The organism is Halococcus saccharolyticus DSM 5350, from assembly GCF_000336915.1.
In the GTDB taxonomy this organism is placed as follows: Archaea; Halobacteriota; Halobacteria; order Halobacteriales; family Halococcaceae; genus Halococcus; species Halococcus saccharolyticus.
Map to the genome: position 1 here is coordinate 49,024 of NZ_AOMD01000015.1, position 19,241 is coordinate 68,264.

Consider the following 19,241-nt stretch of genomic DNA (forward strand, 5'->3'; position numbering starts at 1 on the left):
CAGGAATGTTCTTGTTACCACAGGCTCACCTACTGTGGTTACTGAACGCCTCTGTCGATATCGGGCCACCACAGGCGACACAGCCCGACGCGAGTAATAGCTCCATCATATCGGCGTCGACTTGGACGTACTCGCCGCAGTGCGGACATCGGAAATCATACCGCTGGCCTGCACCCCTGCTCGTCACGAGCAATCTCTTCGAGTACACCACTACAAAGAGCCACCCACAATTGTTTGGGAGTTAATATCACGATCGGGTGAGAACCGAGTCCATGAGCTTCGACTGAGCGGCCGCGAGGTGTTCAGCAAACGTCGAGACCGTGATATCAAGCGCCCCCGCGACTGTCTCGGCGTTGGCCTCCCGTGGGTGAGCGAAGTAGCCCATATCGTGTGCGACGGTGAGCACCTCGCGCTGACGGTCGGTGAACATGCTCCGATCGATGAACATGAGGTCACTTTCTGCCTCGTCTGCATCCGACCGCAGCAGCCGGCGAACCGATACAGTTTCGAACCGATCCTTGAGATCCCTAATCACAGTCTGAAGCGTCTCGATATCAATTGCAAAGAACGTGACGGTGACCTGGTCACCGTTGACGGTGACGTCCCGAACCGGACAGCCGAGCGCTTCGACTCGGTCGCAGACACAGCCCCGTCTCTCGCGATCGAATCGGTAGACGGTTTCCGAGTCAGTATCGAATACTCGAGTCATCGATCTGATTTCGTCGAGTGCGGTGTCGTCGGAGTCGTCCCGCGTTCTCCCGTTCACCTGTTCGACGGTGAACTCTTCAGTGATGGCTTCGTCCTCTGTCGGTATCGTACTCCGCGTGATGCTGTTAATTGTCGCAGCCGTCTCGGTCCCCTTTGTTGGGAGTCGGCATGAGGCAGGCCCTCCGACCTCAAGTTCGGCGAAGATACCGTCCCCCATACACCGGTGTCGCTTAGCCACTCACTTGAGTTTACTGACGAACATGTTCGGAAGGGCCAATCAGCACGGTAGCAGGGTGGAGCCCGCTTCGTCAGCTAGCCACCGCGGAACGCTATCCCGTCTTTTCGCCGAACAATGGGAAGATGGGAGTAGGGTGGGGGAAGTTAGGACCTGAGGGAGTACTTGAACTCCCCCAGTATGGAGGGAGGGGACTCACACCCCGTTGGTGTCGAGAATTGATATGGTCACGGTGTTCGAGCCTCGGCGCGCACGTCGCCAAACGTATCGACACCGGTGGACCGGGGTGGCGAAGAGAGGGACGAAGTGATGCGAACGAATCAGTGGACCATCCAATGATGAGGCGAGAAACGCTCGTCATTGGCGTGCTCATCGCGCTGGTGCTGCTTCCGATGTGGTACGTCGGGATCCAGGGAGAAGCGACCAGCGAAGAAATCCAGATCGACCAGAGCGTTAGCGAAATCCAGCCCCTTAGTGGCCCGGTCGATCTGCCGAACAAACTCTCACCAAGTCAAGTCGGTGTCATCGTATGGATCGCGTTGTTCGGGCTCTACGGCGTGTTGGCAGGTGCTCATCGCTTCATGAACACCGCTGTCAGACCATCCGATCCAGACGCCGAAGCAGTCGTTTCCGACGGCGGCTACTCCGGGCAGGATGATGCTGAACGTGAACTGGAGCCGCCAGATGAGCGGACGGACGGTGGCGTCAATCGCCCCTCGTGGCTGACCGCGGAGAATCGTTGGCTCGTCGAGTACCACGACGCGACTGGATCGAACGAGGGGATCATCGTGATGGGAGCGCTGACCGTGCTCGCCATCGTGTTTTCGGCACTATTCACAGGTGAGTACCTAACACTGGCCCGGACGCAGTACTTCGGCCTCTACGCGACGGGGCTGTTCCTGTCGCTGGCCGCACTGACCGTCGCGTACTACGCTTGGTTCATGCCACACGTCGAAGTCGCGGAGAAGCGGGAGCACTGATCCATGAGGGACAAAAATCAACCAACTGACCACGAACGACCCACGGCCGAGGACCAATCGACCGACTCGTGCGAGAGTTGTCCGTGCGTTCGCGCTGACGGCGGTGCGGAATCGACACCCAACGACGGTGAGGGTGGGAGACTCGACCGACGAGACATGGCGAAGATCCTCGCCACAGTTGGTGGCCTGACTGCGGTCGGGAGCCTGGCCGCGCCGCTTGCGGGACTGACCCGCGTGTTCGAGCGCGAATACGACGGTCCCATCTATAGCGATAGCGTGCCGCTCGTGGATGCGGACGGCAACCAGATCGGCGAAAACCAGCTGGAGATGGGTGACTTCATGACCGTCTTTCCTGAGCCGCGACCGGGGCTCGAAGATGCGCCGACCTTGCTGGTTCGGTTCCCCGAAGAGGAGTACGCTGAGCCGACGAACCTCGAATTCACCGTTGGGGGCTATGCAGCGTACTCGAAAGTCTGCACGCATGCGGGATGTATGGTGGCCAATCAAGAAGGCCAAACGATGGTCTGTCCCTGCCACTTCGGGAAGTTCAATCCGGTTCAGGGGGCATCGGTCGTCGGCGGGCCGCCGCCCCGGCCACTTCCGCAGCTCCCCATCACGCTGTCCAGCGATGGCTATCTCATCGCCACCGGGGATTTCGACGGAGCAGTCGGGGTACAGGGGTGAGAGCGTATGTTGAACCGCATCTACGGTTGGTTTGACAGGCGATTCGACCTCGAAGACAGCAGCAAGTTCCTCGGGAAGGCCTTCCCGGCTGAAGACTCGTTCCTGCTCGGCGAGGTCGCGCTATTCACGTTTTTCCTGCTGGTGATGACGGGTATCTTCCTCGGATTCTTTTTCGAACCGAGTACTACTGAGGTCACATACGATGGGAGCGTTGCCCAGTATCAGGATCAGGAGCTCCCAGCAGCGTTCGCGAGTGTTCTCTACATCACTTATGATATTCCCTTCGGGATGTTCCTCCGGCGGCTACACCACTGGGCCGCCCACTTCTTCGTGGCCTCGATCGGGCTGCATATGCTCCGCGTGTTCTTTTCCGGAGCGTACCGTAACCCCCGCGAGCCGAACTGGGTTGTCGGCGGTCTGCTCGCTCTGCTGGCCATCTTTGCAGCGTATACTGGGTACTCGCTGCCGTTCGACGAGTTCGCCAGCACCGCGACCGGCATCGGGTATAGCATCGCCAACTCGATACCGATAGTTGGTGATATCATCTCAAAAATCGTGTTCGGGGGAGAGTACCCTTCCAGCGCTACTCTTCCACGGTTTTACTTCCTGCATGTCTTTGCCATCCCAGTCGCCATCATGGCGCTGATCGGGGTTCATATGGCGATACTAATCCGACAGAAGCACACCGAAGGTCCGCGGAGCAGCGACGTAGCGGGTGAACAAACGGTTGAGAAAGATGACGATACGTACGTCATTGGCTTGCCCGCGTTCCCGAATCAGGCCGCAGTAAGCGTCGTGGTGTTCTTCCTTACCCTGGCGTTCGTCTCCCTACTCGCTGGATTTCTCCCCGTCCACAACGTTGCAGCGTACGGCCCTAATGATCCAGCGAGCACGCCCGAGCTCATCATGCCCGACTGGTTCTTGATGTGGGTGTTCGGCTTCCTGAAGGTGATGCCGTCGTGGATGAGTTTCACCGTTCCGTTCACCGATATCCACGTCTCGACGGAGTTCCTTAGTGGGGTGGTCCTCCCGGGTATCGTGTTCGGTCTGGTGTTCCTGTGGCCGTTCATCGACTACCGAAAGGATCCAACTCATTTCACTGTCAATCCCCTGCGACGCCCGTGGCAGACTGCTGTCGGGGTCGCGGCAGTGACGTTCATCATGATCGCGTCGATTGCGGGGATGAACAACATCCTCGCGGACGTCATCGCTGTCTCGACTGGTACTATCAACAACATACTGCTTGTCGCAACGTTGGTCTATCCTCTCGTGGCTGGGGCGATTACGTACTACATCCTTCGCGGTAACGGCCGGGAAGAGTCACAAGAACGCGGCGAACCTGCCGCAGATGGTGGATCACGGTCGATGAAGCCGACGTCAGAGAACGGACCAACCGACGGACCGAGCGATGATCCGACTGCTGACTCGTCGCCCTCGGGAGGTGAGGCAGATGACTGACCACCGCGTGACAGTGGACGGTCGAGTGTATCGGCTACTCGACTATGCAACGAAACTGGCTGGCCTCGCACTCATCGTAGCGGGGTTGGAGGTCGGCGGCGCAACGATGGCTGGACTGCTGCTCGGCATCAGCGGAGCGGTACTCGGACTCACGACAGTATTCATCGGGAGACAATCATGAGTGACAACCAATCGAACGTGGACATAGAGAACACAGACGAATCGAACAGCGGTGTCGGTCGCCGAGGGTTCCTGAAAGGACTCGGTCTCACGACCGCACTCGGCCTGACCGGGACGACCATCGGCGACGAGCTTACTCAGATGGGCGGGATCGAGAACGTCGATGGATCGGACTACATCGGGAGTTACCCGTATCGAGAGTGGGAGGATTTCTACCGTGAGAAGTGGGACTGGGACTCGGTAGCCCGGAGCACCCACGGCGTCAACTGCACGGGGAGTTGCTCGTGGAACGTCTACGTCAAAAACGGCCAGGTCTGGCGCGAGGAGCAGGCCGCCGATTATCCCGAGATCAACGACGAACTGCCTTCTTCGAACCCGCGTGGCTGTCAGAAAGGAGCGTGCTACACCGATTACGTGAACGCCGAACAGCGCATCAAACACCCTCTGCGGCGGGTCGGGGAGCGTGGTGAGGGGAAATGGAAGCGCATCTCGTGGGACGAAGCCCTCACCGAGATCGCCGAGAAAGTCATCGAAGAAGTCCAGGGAGGCAATTACGATGCCATCTCCGGATTCACGCCGATCCCGGCGATGAGTCCGGTTTCATTCGCCTCGGGATCGCGGTTCGTCAACCTCATCGGCGGCGTGAGCCACTCGTTTTACGACTGGTACTCCGACTTGCCGCCGGGTGAACCCATTACATGGGGTACGCAGACCGACAACGCGGAGAGTGCCGATTGGTACGATGCTGACTACATCATCGCGTGGGGATCGAACATCAATGTCACTCGGATCCCGGATGCCAAGTTCTTCCTCGAGGCCGCATACAAAGGCACCAAGCGGGTCGGAATCTTTACCGACTACTCCCAGACCGCCATCCACTGTGACGACTGGTTGTCACCGAAGGCTGGCTCCGATGCGGCACTCGCGCTCGGAATGGCTCGGACTATCGTCGACGAGGATCTCTACGACGAAGCGCATCTGAAAGAGCAGTCGGATATGCCCTTCCTCGTCCGCGAGGACTCCGGAAAGTTCCTTCGCGTCGCCGACGTTCCGAGCCTCTCGACCAGCGGCGAGGCGGGCAAAGTGTTTGCGATGGTCGATCAACAGGGCAATCTTCGGAACGCCCCGGGATCGCTCGGCAATCGTGATGGGAAACACGACGACAGTGCGAGCATCGCCCTGGACTTCGATCCACAGTTAGATGTGAACCAATCGGTCGATCTCCAGGACGGGAGCGTGCAAGTCCGATCGGTCTGGTCGCATGTCACCGAGGAGCTGTCGAACTACACTCCCGAACGCGTACACGAGCTCACCCGCGTCGGCGAGGAGACCCACCAGGAGATCGCCCGCGAGTTCGCCAACGTAGACAAGGGCAAGATCATCCACGGCAAGGGCGTCAATGACTGGTATCACAACGATCTCGGGAACCGGGCGATCCAGCTGCTCGTGACTCTCACGGGTCACATCGGTCGACAGGGTACTGGGTTCGACCACTACGTCGGCCAAGAGAAGATCTGGACATACAATGGCTGGCAACAACTCTCGTTCCCGACAGAGAGCGTTCGGGCAGTTCCGACAACGCTCTGGACGTACTTCCACGGCGACATTCTCGGAAACGTCGAACCCGATACTCGACAGCGGATTCAGGAATCCATCGACAAGGGATGGATGCCTGTCTATCCGAAGGAGCGTGAGGATGGCTCGCGCCCCGATCCGAGCGTCTTCTTCTGCTGGCGAGGTAACTATTTCAACCAGTCGAAGGGCGGCATCGCCATCGAGAACGTGCTCTGGCCGAAACTCGATCTCATCGTCGATATCAACTTCCGGATGGATTCGACGGCACTGTACAGCGACATCGTGCTGCCGACCGCGAGCCACTACGAGAAACACGACCTGAATATGACCGACATGCACTCGTACGTCCATCCGTTTACCCCGGCGATCGAACCGCTGGGCGAGTCGAAAACGGACTGGGAGATCTTCCGGCTAATCGCGAAGAAAGTCCAGGAGATAGCAACGGAACGGAATCTGAGTCCGATCCAGGACCGCGAGTTCGACCGTCAGATCGACCTCACGAGCGTCCACGACGACTACGTGCGAAACTGGCCGGACGACGAACCGGATGCACTGAAAGAGGACAAAGCGGCTTCCGAGTTCATACTCGATCACTCCGAGGAGACCAATCCCGAGGGGAGCGATAGCCAAATCACGTTCGACGATACGGTTGAGCACCCACGACGGTTTGAGGCGGCGGGCGATCACTGGACCTCACCACTGGAGGAGGGCAAACCGTACACGCCGTGGAAGCGCTATGTCCAGCAGAAGAACCCGTGGCCGACATTCACCGGCCGCCAGCAGTACTACATCGACCACGACTGGTTCCTCGATCTCGGTGAGGCAGTGCCGACGTACAAAGAGCCTGAAGTGCTTCAGTCCGAGCAAGAGTACCCTCTCCAGTACAACACGCCTCACGGACGGTGGTCGATCCACTCGACGTGGCGGGACAACAAGCATATGCTCCGCCTCCAGCGGGGTGAACCCATTGTCTACATGCATCCCGACGACGCCGAAGAGCGCGGTATTGAGGACGGCGATACCGTTCGAGTCTACAATGACCTCGACGAAATCGAGGTCAGCGTCAAGATCTATCCCAGTGCCCAGCCCGGTGTGGCGAAGCTCTACTTCGCGTGGGAGCGTTTCCAGTTCCCGAGCCGCGGGAACTTCAACACGCTCGTCGGGATGTACATGAAGCCGACGCAGCTGGTGCAGTATCCCGCAGACAGCGGCGAACACCTCGAATTCGTCCCCAACTACTGGGGGCCAACTGGCGTTAATAGCGACGTCCACGTCGAGGTCGAACTGGTCGAAGACGAAGCGACGGGTGAGGGGACTGCCACTACAACCGCCCAAGATCAAAACGGGAGTTCGGGAACCACGACGGCGAATCAGACCACCGCTAACTCTGGCACAATGAATACAACAAGTGGAACGACCGACGGGACGGCAAGCAACGAGACGACAACAAGCAGTGAGAGTACCAACACGACGACCAGCGGTAACACGTCCGACCTCGACGTGATTCCGGGCGATGCGCCTGATGAGGCTTCCGGCGGTGATTCCCAATGAGCTCACAGAACCAGCAGAACGCCACCAACGAGACCAGCAGTGGTAATGAGAGCACCACGGCTCAGTCCGGGCAACAAATCGACATCGCAGACGGGATCGACCATCAGGTAGCGATGGTGATGGACCTCAACAAGTGCGTCGGCTGCCAGACCTGTACGATCGCCTGTAAGACGCTCTGGACCGATTCCGGCGGCCGCGAGTATATGTACTGGAACAACGTCGAGACCCAACCCGGAAAGGGCTACCCGCGCGGCTGGGAGGACGACGACGGTGGGTACCAATCGGCCGAACAGGCCGGAAATCAGGAGCATCTCGACTATCAGGAAGGGGACACCTCCATCCCATCGCAGGAAGACTACGGCCGAGCGTGGGATTTCAACCATACCGAGGTGATGTACGACGGGAGCGACGCACCCCTCCGCCCACAGGGAGAGAACCCCGAATGGGGAGCGAACTGGGACGAAGACCAAGGTGCGGGCGAGTACCCGAACTCGTACTACTTCTATCTCCCGCGCATCTGCAACCACTGTACCCATCCTTCCTGTGCCGAAGCCTGTCCGCGGAAGGCGATCTACAAGCGTGAGGAGGACGGTATCGTTCTCGTCGATCAAGAGCGGTGTCGCGGCTATCGCTACTGTGTCGAGGGGTGTCCGTACAACAAGGTCTATTATAATGTCATGCGCAAGCGCTCGGAGAAGTGTATTTTCTGTTATCCCCGCCTCGAAGGCGAGGGATCGGGCGACGGAAACTTCAACCTCAACGACGGCGATGCGGTGCCGCCCGCCTGTGCGACGGAATGCCCGCCTCAGCTCCGGATGGTCGGCTTCCTGGACGACGAACAAGGACCGATTCACAAGCTGGTCAACGAACACGAGGTGGCGCTCCCGCTCCACCCCGATTATCACACCCAACCGAACGTCTACTACATCCCGCCGTTCGCTCCACCACAACACTCCGAGGACGGCGAGAGTATCGACGTTGAGCGGATCCCGCGCCCTCTCCTCGAGAACCTGTTCGGTGATCGAGTGCATGACGCGCTCGACACCATCGAGCGTCATCGCGACAGGGTTCGACGCGGTGAGGACAGCGAGCTCATGGATATCCTCACCACCAACAACCCGGCTCAGCAGTATCGACTGGAGGCGTTCGACGGTGAGTAAGCGACGCGTCGAACCGTCGAGTTCGCTGGAACTCGCTTCCAGCGGCGTTCGAATGAGCGTCCAGAAGGCGCGAGTTCGGGCGTGCCGGAACGGTGTTCCCGAGGTGTTCAACAGGTGACCGAGGACCTCACAGCGATAGCACGGAAACTGCTCGTCGCGGCGGTGTTCGTCCTTGCTGCAGCCCTCGCCCCGATGCTCGTTGCAGGAGCGCCCGCCGATCAGATTCCAGTTATGGAAGCATCTCAATCGGAAGCTGACTCGGTCTCGAATCCGACGGCTTCGGTATGGAACGACGCGTCAACTGTCACGGTCCCGCTGTCGAGTGCCCCGAGCCAAGTGCCGGATGCTAATAACACCACCATCAGCCGAGCGAACGTCGAGGCGATTCATACGCAACAGCGGCTCTTCCTCCGAGCGTCGTGGTCGGACGCGACAAAGGACGGCAACGTCACGCCGTCTCAGTACGAAGCACCTCGCCTCAATTCCTACGGCGATGCCATCGCTGTTCAGTTGCCAGCAAACGTCAGCCAACAGCCCGGTATCGCCATGGGGAGCCCCGAAGCGATGGTGAACGTCTGGTGGTGGAACGGTGCAATGGGTCAGCAGGAACTCCTGGCCGCCGGTCCAGGGACGACGACGCCGTTCAATCAGACCGCTATTTCGACCAACGCCACATATCGAGATGGTCGATGGCACGTGGTACTCTCGCGGAGCCTTGCTGCCAACGAAACGAACCGCGGCTCGATGGCGATGGACCAGGACGTGCCCGTCTCCTTTGCAGTCTGGAACGGGTCGAACACTGAGCGCGCGGGGCAAAAGGCTGTCAGTGAGTGGTATACGTTTCCGTTCGGACCCGGGCCAGAGGGGCCGCCGTACCAGACGGTACTCTGGACCATTGCAGGAATCGCTATCGCCGTTGTCGCCGTCGTCACTGCAACAGCAGTCAGGCGGGGTGGAACCTGATGACGGCCGACGTTCCTGCACCGGAACCCGATGATCCACCACTCGATCGTGAGGATCTCGAACCGGATGCGGCGGCCCGCGGAACAGTGTACGCCTTACTTGCTAGTGCATTCGAACACCCGACCGAGAGCCTCCACACCGCGCTTGCCGAGGACGACCTCCGCGAGCACCTCGACGACCTGCTCGCTCGGACACCTCTTGATGTCGCCACGGAGGCGGTCGGGACCGACGACGACTACGATACGTTTTGCGCCCGGTACAACGACCTCTTCGTTATTGGCTACTCGGAATATGAGGACCGGACTGATGGTACGCTCTCGACTGACGAACCACCGGTTCCACTCTATGAATCAGCCTACCGACCCGAGGCGTCGTGGACCGACGTGAACCTCGATCTCGCGCGGGCTTACGATTACTACGGGGTACGACCTGCATCGTCCAACCGGGAACACCACGATTACCTCGTCCTCCAGTTGGAGTTTGCTGGCTATCTCGCCCGGCGCGAAGCCGTCGAGGACGGACCGGATGCCGCACGGGCACGGCTCGATCTCCTCGACCGTCACCTCCGAATTCTCGTTGAGGGCGTCGTCGAGCGCATCGACAACGAACCGAACACGGGTGCATATGGACGGTTTGCTCGGTTGCTCGATGAGTTCACCGCTACGGATCGCGAGGAACTCCTCGAACAGCTGGAGGGCGAGTGAGATGAGTCAATCGACCGGCGGAATGAGCGAACGTGTGCGATCGTTCGCGGGGACAGCCTCCCGGGTCGTTCCAAACTCGCAGACGCCGACGGTTCGACTCTCGGCGGGTCTCGTAGCAGTAGTCGGCATCGCTCTGCTGACCCTCACTCGAATCGCCGTGAACGTTCCCGTCGGTCTTCCACTGGTTAGTTCCAGCGTATGGTTCGATACAGTGACGACTGCGGCGGTTGTCGGCCCGGCTGGCGGGATTATCCTTCTTGGTGTGACTGCTGAGGAGGCATGGGAACGAATCGGACTGATACTTGTCGGCGTGTTCGGGCTCCTGTCGGCATTGACGTCCGCAATCGCTGTGCCGGCGGTCGGAGTCACCGTTGCTGGAAGCTGGTTGCTGCTGATCGGCCAAACGAGAGGTCTCAAACGGCAGGACTATCGATGGCAGAGCCTCGGCGGCCTCGTCGCGATAGCGCTTCTCGGAAGCCTGACTCTCTCGTTGTTCGGAGCCATCGGTGTCCGCCCGGCTGCGCTCCGACCTGCCGGTACGACGCTCGCACTCGTCGGGATGGCAATGACGCCGCTTGCCGTTAGATCGAGCCTCGGCCCGCTTGCGGTTGGCGCTCTCACTGGAGTTGGAACGTTCTCCCTGACCGCATCTGCCCCGTTCGTGTCGGGGGCGATCGTGCTGATAGCCGGAAGCGCCGTCGGTGCGTCGGCGGTCCTGCTCGCGGCAGCCGTGGGTGGACTGACCGCAACGATAACAGAGGGGGTAATGCGTCACCGAATCACGCCGGCGGTCGCGGGACTCCTGCTCTTGATGGCGGGCGTTCCCTCGTCGATCCCGCGCGCACTCAGTGTCGTACTTGCAGTAGCACTCATTCTCGGGATTCTATTCGACACCGGAAGTGATTCAGCATGAGCCACAACCACGATCACGACCACGACTGCGGCTGTGATAGCGGATGCGGGTGCGAGAGCAACCCGTACTCGGATGACCCGGAGTACGAGGAGATCGAAGAAGAACCTGACCCACAACTTGATCCGCGGAAGAGTCCAGGGTTCGATCACACTCTTGATAGTCTCGCGGACATCGAGGTAGGCCGGGACGTCACGCTCGGGGAAATGACTCCGGACGAACTGACCGCGAGTGACACTGATCCAGTGGCTGACGCGTCGGCCCGCGAACTGCTCGCCGATCTCGAGGATGGATCGAAAACGGAACGGCGGCGTGCCACGCTTGCGCTCGCCGAAACTGACGGGTCAGCGGCGGTCGTAAGCGCGCTGTCACAGGTAGCGCTTGGCGACGATGATTCCGATGTCCGACAGTTCGCGATCGAATCACTCGCCAAACTCCGAGCCGACGACGCCGGCGATGTCGCACTCGCCATCTCGCACGACGACGAGGACCCCTGGGTTCGGGCTGAGGCTCTCGTTGCACTCGATCGTATCGACCGAGAAGGGTATGCTGAACGAATGGAGGCTGCACTGACCGATGACCACCATGCTGCTCGCCGGAACGCCCTGATCTCGCTGTTCAAAGTTCGCGGCGAGGATATCGAAGACGACGCTATCGAGATGGCGACCGATCCAAGTGAGCGTGTCCGAGAGTGGGCCGCTCATGTCCTCGGAGGTATCGACGACGATCGTGCCCGCCGGACGTTGGAGGGAATGGCAACCTCCGACGACAGTGACATCGTGGCGCTGACTGCCAGACACGCCAGGTCGGTCGATCCTGCCCGCTTCCGGCGGCGGTTCACGGGAGCGATGGAGGAGGGAGACACTCTCCTCCCCGGTGAAGACCTACTGAATCGTCAACCGACCCTCTAACTCATGAGTGAACACGACCCTCAAATTCAGGAAGACGTAGAAGAGACGCTTCGATCGGTTGAGGACTCCCGGTCCGGAATGAACGTATTCGAGGCCGGGCTGGTCGAAGATATCACCATCGAGGGGGACTCGGTCACCGTCGAGGCGAATTTAGCCCAGTTCGATCCCCGGACCAGCACTGAAGTCATGGATACGATGTTGCACGCGGTTCGGGACGTGGCCGGTGTCGAGAGTGCCCACGTCGAGCCCGCGGAAGTCGATACCGGCGACCGGGTATCCATCGCCGAGATCGATACCGTGATCGCCGTCGCATCAACGAAGGGCGGGGTTGGAAAATCCACTGTCGCCACCCAGCTGGCCTGCACTTTCGCGGCCGATCGCGATGTGGGCTTGTTCGACGCGGATATCTTCGGTCCGAACGTCCCCTCACTCCTCGATGTCGATGGTCCGATACTGTCCGACGATGACGATAATCCGATTCCGGCCACCGTCGGAGGTATGGAGGTCATAAGCGTGGGCCTGATGACTGAAGGTGGTCCTTTGGCCTGGCGGGGAGCGATGGCCCACGACGCGCTTTCTGACCTGTTCGCCGACACTGCATGGGACGATCCCGATACACTCGTCATCGACTTGCCGCCCGGCACCAGCGACGTTCTGTTGACGACGCTGCAAGAGGTCCCTATCGATGGTGTCGTCTTCGTCACGACGCCGTTTCACACCAGCGTCGAGGATACCCGTCGGAGTCGGCGTCTGTTCGAGGAGAACGGTGTCCCGGTTCTCGGGTATGTGCTGAATATGGACCACTTCGTTTGCGACGATTGCGAGAAGAACCACGACATGTTCCCCGGGGGGACGCTGACTGAAGAACTCGATATGCCGGCGTTGACTCGTCTTCCGTTCTCGCCAGACTTGCAGGCGCAACCGAAACCGGGCACCGCCCCCGAAGCATTCGAGAGATTGGCCGAGTCGGTTGGTGAGCAGTTGGACGATGCTGACCGCCTCGAACTTCCCGAAGATCCAGTTGATATCCGTGGTCTCGAAGCCCAACAACGAGTGGAGCGGGTGCGCGGAACGTTCGAGTCGCTTGATTCTGGTGAATCACTGTATCTCGTGAGCGACCGCGATCCAACCCCAGTCGGCGAATTTTTAGTCACCCTCACGGGCACAGATGGGGATCCGACTGATGTACTCCCAGAGTTCACGACCGAGCGCCGTGGGCTCGAAAAGTGGGTACTCAAGGCAGTTTCTCCGTGAATATTCTACTCACGAACCTCTCGTTTCAGCTGGACAGCAAGGCGGAGCTCTCTTCCTCAATGAGCGAGACGCCGTGCGTAGGAGAACGAGTAGGAAGGGAGGAGCCAACAATTTGCAGGTACTGGTCCACTATATTATTTAATACCTACAAGCGACGACCAGACGAATATGCCGAATCAACTGGACGACGATGTGCGTGTGTGGCTGGTTGAACGCACCTACACCGACGATGAGCAGAATTTGATTATTCTCACCTATGCGACCACTGGCGGTGAGCAATACTACCGGAAGGAGCGGGCACTTACCTCCTTTACTGACGTGCGCGACACCACAGCGGCCGTCGATGCTGACCCGGATAACCTCGGCTCCGTCGATGACCCGGATCTCCAGTAACGGTACGCCGCCGAGGCACAGCGGATGCAGGAAACGCACGATCCGGACGACGTGATCTGATCCGACTAGTCGAATCTAACAGGCTGAAACCACCTGTTATGGCTCTGTAGTACCTATCGGATCCTATGCGCGAACTCGTCTTTGCCCTCGAATACGAACCCGGCTGCAATCGGGTAGCTGATACTCTCGCTGACCATCCAGATGCTTCGATTCGTTCGCTCTCGCTGCACGTTACTGAGGAGCGTCTCTGGCGTGTCGATCACGCCACGGGGACGCCCGACGCTCTCGCTGCCATCGAAAATGCCTTTCTCAACAGCGATTACTACGCGGACTGTCTCGCCACCGAGGACTGCGACGCTACTCAGAGTACACAGGTTCTCGACCATACCGACGACACACTTGTTCTCTACTCGTACTGGGAGCGCACTCCCCTCTGTTCGTCCATCCCCCACATCGCCCGCGATCATCTCGGTGACGGCTTGCTGTTCGATACGCACCACGAGAGTCGCCACTATACCTGGCGCATCATCCACTCCGGCGAGGGGGATGTGAGTGGGTTTTTTGATGAGCTTGAAACTGCCGTCGGCGACTGCGCGCAGATGGAGATGCTCCGAACGGCAGCTGCCTCGACACCGCCGAGCAACGGAGACGGCAGTGCAACCGAGTTGTCGCCAGAGCAGGAAGCGGCTCTCCAGGCCGCCGTCGAACATGGCTACTACGAGTCACCACGGGAGGTCGATGTGTCTGAGTTGGCTGAGCATCTTGACGCGCCACGGTCAACGCTTACCTACCGACTCCGGCGGGCGGAGGAACACTTGGCGAAGCAGCACGTCGCTCGCGAGCAGCTACCAGACGAGCTGTCGACGCCGCTCTGACCCCCTTTGGATTGGAATGTTCCAACTAACGCTTATCGAGTTGACTGCCCTATCTCGCAGTGATGACCGAAAACGCAGACGCAGCAGCGCAGGAACACGACAGTGGGCAGGCGCGAGAGTTGTCCGTCCGGCTCACCGTTCCGGAGATGGACTGCCCCTCTTGTGCGCAGAAAGTCGACAAGAGTCTCCAGCGCGTCGACGGAATTACTGACACCACCCTCCAACCCACGACGGGCATGGCCACGGTAAGCTATGATCCTGACCGTGCCGCCGAGGCCGACGTGATTGCGGCCATCGAGGGCGCGGGCTATGAAGTCATCGGCGGCGAAGACGGTTCTGACGGAGAATCCGTCGATGGCATGGAAATTGCACCTCCGTCCGAGATCTGGACGAGTTCGCGCGCCATCAAGACGTGGATAGGGGCAGGATTCGTCGTGCTCGGTCTCCTCTTCGAGTTCGTCCTCGCCGGACAGAACCCAGAGATTGCGACCCTTCTCAGCCATTCGTTCACGGTTGCGGACGGACTGTTTCTCGTCGCGATCGCCGTCAGCGGCTATCCTGTCGTTCGTGGCGGGTACTACTCGGCGCGGAATCTGAGTCTCGATATTGAGCTTCTGATGGGGACGGCGATCATCGCGGCCACCGGCATCGGCTACTTCGTCGAAGCCGCGACGCTTGCGGTCCTGTTCAGTGTCGCGGAGCTCCTCGAAGACTACGCGATGGACAGGGCACGGAACTCGCTGCGTGAACTGATGGAACTCTCGCCCGACGAGGCCGCGGTCCGCCGCGACGATGAAGAGGTGACCGTATCCGTCGAAGAAGTCGAGATCGGCGAAACCGTCGTCGTCCGTCCCGGCGAAAAGATTCCACTGGATGGCACGGTCATCGAGGGTGGGAGTGCGGTCGACCAGTCACCGATCACCGGCGAGAGCGTCCCCGTCGACAAGGCCGAAGGCGACGACGTGTACGCTGGCTCCATCAACGAGGAGGGCTACCTCGAAGTAAAGGTTACATCGACCGCGGGGGACTCGACACTCTCGCAGATCATCGGGATGGTACAGGGTGCTCAGGAAAAGAAAACGGAAAAAGAGCAGTTCGTCGACCGCTTCTCGGGCTACTACACGCCCGCGGTCGTCGTACTGGCGATCCTCACTGCTGCTGTACCGCCGCTCGTGCTCGGGTGGCCGTGGCAGACATGGTTCATTCGTGGCCTCACGCTGTTGGTGATCGCCTGTCCTTGCGCGTTCGTCATCTCGACGCCCGTTTCCGTGGTGTCGGGCATCACGAGCGCCGCGAAGAACGGCGTCCTAATCAAGGGCGGCAACCACCTCGAAGCGATGGGCGAGGTCGATGCCGTTGCGCTGGACAAGACTGGAACGCTCACGAAGGGCGAACTCACGGTCACCGATATCGTTCCGCTTGGAGACCACAGCGAGTCGGATGTTCTCCGGTACGGTGCAGGATTGGAGCAGCGCAGTGAACATCCGATTGCCGAAGCGATTCTCACCCGTGCCGACGAGGGCGACGTGACTGACCTCCCAGCACCCTCTGACTTCGAGAGTCTGACTGGAAAGGGTATTCGCGCCACAATCGACGGCGAGACGTACTTTGTGGGTAAGCCTGCACTGTTCGAGGAACTCGGCTTCGACCTCCCACAAGCACGCCGCACAACCGACGGTGGGACCGTGTCAGAAGAGGTCACCGCAGACTCCGGTCTGGAGGAACAGGAGAAGGAGTACACGGACCACGTGCTCGCCGGACTTGAGGAGGAGGGACGGACGGTCGTCCTCGTTGGGACGGAAACGGAATTGGTGGGTGGCATCGCAATCGCCGACGAAGTACGTTCAACCTCGCGGCGTGCCGTTGAGCGCCTGCATGAGTTGGGCGTCGGCCGCGTCGTGATGCTCACGGGCGATAATGAAGGAACGGCCCACGCCATTGCCGAGCAGGTCGGTGTCGACGAGTACCGTGCGGAACTCCTCCCTGAGCAGAAGATCGAGGCACTCGACAAGCTACGTGATGAGTACGGAGACGTCGCAATGGTTGGCGACGGAGTAAATGATGCACCGGCTCTTGCGACCGCGACTGTCGGCGTTGCGATGGGGGCTGCCGGAACGGATACGGCACTGGAGACGGCCGATATCGCGCTTATGGGCGATGATCTCTCGAAACTCCCGTACCTGTACGACCTGTCGCACAAAGCAGGAAACGTGATTCAACAGAATATTTGGGCGAGCCTCGGAGTGAAGGCGCTGCTTGCAATCGGTGTCCCACTCGGCTACGTTAGCGTTGCTGTAGCCGTGGTCGTCGGCGACATGGGGATGAGCCTCGGGGTCACTGGAAACGCGATGCGACTCTCGCGGATTGTCCCCGACAGCCTACACAACGACGCTGATCGAGAGGCGGAAGTGTGAATCAATAAACCACTATTGTTAGTGTGTCAAGAGTGAAATCAAAGATCAAAACACACCAGGGTGTGAACCACCTCGACCGAGCGCAGCTATCGGTTCCTCAACGCGTGGTTCGATACCGAATCGGTTTTTCACCGCCGTATAGCCCATCATCGGTAGACTCATTCCCGCAAACCGAGAATTGGCACAGCCCATTATCCACCGGATAGCGTATGATCTACTGGAAGCCAAACGATGTACGACCGAATCCTCTTCCCGACAGATGGGAGCAACCAAGCGAGCGCGCTCGAACACGCAGTAGACATCGCGGAGCTGTCCGGCGGGACTCTCCACACGCTCTACGTCGTCGACGACGCCGAGATTCCTGAGACGAACCGAAACCAAATCGTCGATTCGTATGAGCGGGAGGGAGCCAATGCCATCGAACACGTCGAGGATGTGGCGGCCGAACGCGACGTCGCTGTCATGGGTGATATCGAACAGGGCACTCCACACGAGGCGATCCTCAACTACGCCGATGAACACGATATCGACCTCGTCGTGATGGGAACCCGTGGGAGATCGGGTCTCGACCGACTCTTGATCGGGAGCGTCACCGAGCGAGTCGTTCGGGCGAGTGACGTCCCTGTCCTCACGGTTTCGTTGGCGAGCCATGAAGCAGCCGTCACGGATACCGAACAGGCGATTGACCTCGCAACTCGAAGTCTCGAAGACGATGGCTACGAGGTGACCTCGATCGCGGACGAACCGTATCGAGTGAGCGGCACGTGGATCGTCAGAGCGCGTACTGGCGACAATGGGACGTTCAACGTCCACATCAACCGCACTACGGGCGATGTGAGCCTTGCAAAGGTCAATTGAGGGGTAGACACGACCGGCGATATGCTTGCAGAAAACATAGCGGGAGGTGGATTCGAACCACCGATCTGCGGGATATGAACCCGCTGGAATGTCTGGCTATCCCATCCCGCTATCGATTCATTTGGCTCGAACGGCAGTAAGGGTGGCGAAATTCATATTTCCGCAAACGGTGCGAGAGTGTACCGAAATCATCCAGAGCCGGGAAGCAACAGCGGGAACAGATACTTGATCGGCCACCACCGGCAGTCAGACATGACCTTCGCCGATCAGACTATCAATCAGTTCCTCGAGAATGTCGCAGCAAGCGCCGTGACTCCAAGTGGCGGTGCAGTCGCTGCCGTCGGCGGTGCTTTCGGTGCGGCGCTTTGTGAGATGGTGTGTATCCACACGATCGAGAAAGACGGCTACGCCGACGTTCGACCCGAGCTAACCGATATTCGTGATGAGCTCGGGACACGCCGGGTTCGCTTGTTGGAACTCGCAGACGAAGACTCGATGGCTGTTGACGAGTTGCAGGCAGCGTTCGAAACACCGAACGACGAAGATCGCGCCGAACTGGTCCAAGAGAAATCACGCCGTACTGCCGAAGTGCCTCTCGAGATAGCTGAGACCTGTCTCGGCGTTCTCGAACATGCGAGAGTGGTAACGGCGAAGGGAAACCGAAATGCCATCGCCGACGCCGGAACAGGTGCATTTCTTGCTCACTCAGCCCTGAAAGCGTCAGTATTCACTGTACAGAGCAATCTGGAGCTGATAGAGGATCCAACTGCTGTCGCGGACATCGAGGCGCGTTTGGCCGAGATCGACAGGCGGGACGACGAAGCGCTGAAACAGGTAGAAGCAAACATTGAGGAAATTGCCTGACCGTCCTGCTTTGCTCCCAGGCCGGTCATGGTCTGAGCGGATCTGTTGTGATTCGTCCCCTATAGCTTCTCACCCCATGGCTACTCCTCATCGGTGCCTCGATTTCTGTGACGACCGACGACCCTAACTCGCTCATATCCAGTGCCGAAAAACAGCCACACCGAGCCCTGTTTGCCCTTCAGATTCCGCCGTTCCCGGTACTCACGCGCGTCATGCGTTCCACTAAGATTGATTGCTCCGGCAGGAGCCTCGATATCCGCTACTCGGTCGTCGCCCTCCTCGATCAACTGCCATGCATACTGCGCTTTCGGCTTGTCTCTGTGCTCCTCCTCAGAAATCACCACGTAGCCGAGATCTTTCTTATCTAAAATCCCATGGAAGGCGTCACACGCCCAGAACATTGTCTCGACGGCGAGATCGAACGCCTCGTCGGCGTCGCTACCGAATGATTTACGATAGAAAGAACCAGACCGCCAGTCCGACCACTGTCTCGACGTAGCGCGTTCCCCGTTCGTCTCGTTGTCGCCTTCAGAATTCGGAGTTTCGTCCATTATTTTCCAGAGA

Annotated in this window: 20 protein-coding genes and 1 tRNA gene; 17 read left to right on the plus strand and 4 right to left on the minus strand. The window is 59.4% G+C overall.

The genetic code is table 11. The annotated features are described in order from the left end of the window. Positions 1-25: 25 nt before the first annotated feature. Positions 26-211: a DUF7560 family zinc ribbon protein gene (locus C449_RS19050; RefSeq protein ID WP_449271583.1), complete on the minus strand. Its 186-nt coding sequence runs from the start codon at positions 209-211 to the stop codon at positions 26-28. A 36-nt stretch (positions 212-247) separates the two neighbouring features. After that, positions 248-925: a helix-turn-helix domain-containing protein gene (locus C449_RS04955; RefSeq protein ID WP_006076863.1), complete on the minus strand. Its 678-nt coding sequence runs from the start codon at positions 923-925 to the stop codon at positions 248-250. A 356-nt stretch (positions 926-1,281) separates the two neighbouring features. Between C449_RS04955 and C449_RS04960 the strand changes: the two genes are divergently transcribed. The 16 genes from C449_RS04960 to C449_RS05030 all read left to right on the plus strand — a co-directional run bounded on the left by C449_RS04960 (position 1,282) and on the right by C449_RS05030 (position 17,813). Continuing rightward, a complete protein-coding gene (locus C449_RS04960; protein ID WP_049913922.1) occupies positions 1,282-1,923 on the plus strand; it encodes a hypothetical protein in 642 nt (213 codons plus the stop codon). Positions 1,924-1,926: 3 nt separating this feature from the next. Continuing rightward, a complete protein-coding gene (locus C449_RS04965) occupies positions 1,927-2,607 on the plus strand; it encodes a QcrA and Rieske domain-containing protein (RefSeq protein WP_006076865.1) in 681 nt (226 codons plus the stop codon). A 6-nt stretch (positions 2,608-2,613) separates the two neighbouring features. After that, a complete protein-coding gene (locus tag C449_RS04970; RefSeq protein WP_006076867.1) occupies positions 2,614-4,065 on the plus strand; it encodes a cytochrome b in 1,452 nt (483 codons plus the stop codon). Beyond that, positions 4,058-4,246 (plus strand): hypothetical protein, encoded by a 189-nt coding sequence (locus C449_RS04975; RefSeq protein ID WP_005046215.1) that lies wholly within the window; start codon positions 4,058-4,060, stop codon positions 4,244-4,246. Before C449_RS04970 ends, C449_RS04975 begins: the two co-directional genes overlap by 8 nt. Further along, complete coding sequence (locus tag C449_RS04980) at positions 4,243-7,371, plus strand: molybdopterin-dependent oxidoreductase (protein WP_006076868.1); 3,129 nt, start codon at positions 4,243-4,245, stop codon at positions 7,369-7,371. The genes C449_RS04975 and C449_RS04980 overlap by 4 nt, the downstream gene beginning before the upstream one ends. Continuing rightward, positions 7,368-8,531: a nitrate reductase subunit beta gene (gene narH, locus C449_RS04985; protein ID WP_006076869.1), complete on the plus strand. Its 1,164-nt coding sequence runs from the start codon at positions 7,368-7,370 to the stop codon at positions 8,529-8,531. The genes C449_RS04980 and narH overlap by 4 nt, the downstream gene beginning before the upstream one ends. Next, positions 8,524-8,649, plus strand: a complete 126-nt coding sequence (locus C449_RS18815) for a hypothetical protein (RefSeq protein ID WP_275039163.1) — start codon at positions 8,524-8,526, stop codon at positions 8,647-8,649. Before narH ends, C449_RS18815 begins: the two co-directional genes overlap by 8 nt. Next, positions 8,646-9,494 carry an ethylbenzene dehydrogenase-related protein gene (locus C449_RS04990; protein WP_006076870.1) on the plus strand — a complete coding sequence of 283 codons (849 nt, stop codon included), beginning with the start codon at positions 8,646-8,648 and terminating at the stop codon, positions 9,492-9,494. The genes C449_RS18815 and C449_RS04990 overlap by 4 nt, the downstream gene beginning before the upstream one ends. Next, entirely contained in the window at positions 9,494-10,198 is a 705-nt protein-coding gene (locus tag C449_RS04995) for a molecular chaperone TorD family protein (protein WP_006076871.1), read from the plus strand. The genes C449_RS04990 and C449_RS04995 overlap by 1 nt, the downstream gene beginning before the upstream one ends. A 1-nt stretch (position 10,199) precedes the next feature. Further along, the gene (locus tag C449_RS05000; protein ID WP_006076872.1) at positions 10,200-11,111 is read left to right on the plus strand and encodes a hypothetical protein; all 912 of its coding nucleotides are present in this window, start codon (positions 10,200-10,202) and stop codon (positions 11,109-11,111) included. Next, the gene (locus tag C449_RS05005; RefSeq protein WP_006076873.1) at positions 11,108-12,019 is read left to right on the plus strand and encodes a HEAT repeat domain-containing protein; all 912 of its coding nucleotides are present in this window, start codon (positions 11,108-11,110) and stop codon (positions 12,017-12,019) included. The genes C449_RS05000 and C449_RS05005 overlap by 4 nt, the downstream gene beginning before the upstream one ends. A 3-nt stretch (positions 12,020-12,022) precedes the next feature. Continuing rightward, complete coding sequence (locus C449_RS05010) at positions 12,023-13,273, plus strand: P-loop NTPase (RefSeq protein WP_049913902.1); 1,251 nt, start codon at positions 12,023-12,025, stop codon at positions 13,271-13,273. Positions 13,274-13,441: 168 nt separating this feature from the next. Beyond that, positions 13,442-13,666 (plus strand): hypothetical protein, encoded by a 225-nt coding sequence (locus C449_RS05015; RefSeq protein ID WP_006076875.1) that lies wholly within the window; start codon positions 13,442-13,444, stop codon positions 13,664-13,666. Positions 13,667-13,791: 125 nt separating this feature from the next. Beyond that, entirely contained in the window at positions 13,792-14,541 is a 750-nt protein-coding gene (locus C449_RS05020) for a helix-turn-helix domain-containing protein (protein WP_006076876.1), read from the plus strand. Between the two features lie 62 nt (positions 14,542-14,603). Then, on the plus strand, positions 14,604-16,955 hold the full coding sequence (locus C449_RS05025) for a heavy metal translocating P-type ATPase (RefSeq protein ID WP_006076877.1): 2,352 nt from the start codon (positions 14,604-14,606) through the stop codon (positions 16,953-16,955). 231 nt (positions 16,956-17,186) lie between these two features. Next, positions 17,187-17,813 carry a universal stress protein gene (locus tag C449_RS05030; protein ID WP_006076878.1) on the plus strand — a complete coding sequence of 209 codons (627 nt, stop codon included), beginning with the start codon at positions 17,187-17,189 and terminating at the stop codon, positions 17,811-17,813. Positions 17,814-17,850: 37 nt separating this feature from the next. Here C449_RS05030 and C449_RS05035 read toward each other — a convergent pair. Continuing rightward, positions 17,851-17,924 (minus strand) — tRNA-Met (locus tag C449_RS05035). 141 nt (positions 17,925-18,065) lie between these two features. On the opposite strand from C449_RS05035, the gene C449_RS05040 reads away from it, so the two are divergent. Next, positions 18,066-18,677: a cyclodeaminase/cyclohydrolase family protein gene (locus C449_RS05040; RefSeq protein ID WP_006076879.1), complete on the plus strand. Its 612-nt coding sequence runs from the start codon at positions 18,066-18,068 to the stop codon at positions 18,675-18,677. A gap of 80 nt (positions 18,678-18,757) precedes the next feature. Here C449_RS05040 and C449_RS18450 read toward each other — a convergent pair whose 3' ends face one another. Further along, on the minus strand, positions 18,758-19,228 hold the full coding sequence (locus tag C449_RS18450; protein WP_006076880.1) for a hypothetical protein: 471 nt from the start codon (positions 19,226-19,228) through the stop codon (positions 18,758-18,760). Positions 19,229-19,241 lie beyond the last annotated feature (13 nt).

Coding starts and splice junctions, on each gene's coding strand:
- C449_RS04955 (WP_006076863.1), bottom strand. CDS start 925: ATGGGGGACGGTATCTTCGCCGAACTTGAGGTCGGAGGGCCTGCCTCA.
- C449_RS04960 (WP_049913922.1), top strand. CDS start 1,282: ATGAGGCGAGAAACGCTCGTCATTGGCGTGCTCATCGCGCTGGTGCTG.
- C449_RS04965 (WP_006076865.1), top strand. CDS start 1,927: ATGAGGGACAAAAATCAACCAACTGACCACGAACGACCCACGGCCGAG.
- C449_RS04970 (WP_006076867.1), top strand. CDS start 2,614: ATGTTGAACCGCATCTACGGTTGGTTTGACAGGCGATTCGACCTCGAA.
- C449_RS04975 (WP_005046215.1), top strand. CDS start 4,058: ATGACTGACCACCGCGTGACAGTGGACGGTCGAGTGTATCGGCTACTC.
- C449_RS04980 (WP_006076868.1), top strand. CDS start 4,243: ATGAGTGACAACCAATCGAACGTGGACATAGAGAACACAGACGAATCG.
- narH (WP_006076869.1), top strand. CDS start 7,368: ATGAGCTCACAGAACCAGCAGAACGCCACCAACGAGACCAGCAGTGGT.
- C449_RS04995 (WP_006076871.1), top strand. CDS start 9,494: ATGACGGCCGACGTTCCTGCACCGGAACCCGATGATCCACCACTCGAT.
- C449_RS05000 (WP_006076872.1), top strand. CDS start 10,200: ATGAGTCAATCGACCGGCGGAATGAGCGAACGTGTGCGATCGTTCGCG.
- C449_RS05005 (WP_006076873.1), top strand. CDS start 11,108: ATGAGCCACAACCACGATCACGACCACGACTGCGGCTGTGATAGCGGA.
- C449_RS05010 (WP_049913902.1), top strand. CDS start 12,023: ATGAGTGAACACGACCCTCAAATTCAGGAAGACGTAGAAGAGACGCTT.
- C449_RS05015 (WP_006076875.1), top strand. CDS start 13,442: ATGCCGAATCAACTGGACGACGATGTGCGTGTGTGGCTGGTTGAACGC.
- C449_RS05020 (WP_006076876.1), top strand. CDS start 13,792: ATGCGCGAACTCGTCTTTGCCCTCGAATACGAACCCGGCTGCAATCGG.
- C449_RS05025 (WP_006076877.1), top strand. CDS start 14,604: ATGACCGAAAACGCAGACGCAGCAGCGCAGGAACACGACAGTGGGCAG.
- C449_RS05030 (WP_006076878.1), top strand. CDS start 17,187: ATGTACGACCGAATCCTCTTCCCGACAGATGGGAGCAACCAAGCGAGC.
- C449_RS05040 (WP_006076879.1), top strand. CDS start 18,066: ATGACCTTCGCCGATCAGACTATCAATCAGTTCCTCGAGAATGTCGCA.
- C449_RS18450 (WP_006076880.1), bottom strand. CDS start 19,228: ATGGACGAAACTCCGAATTCTGAAGGCGACAACGAGACGAACGGGGAA.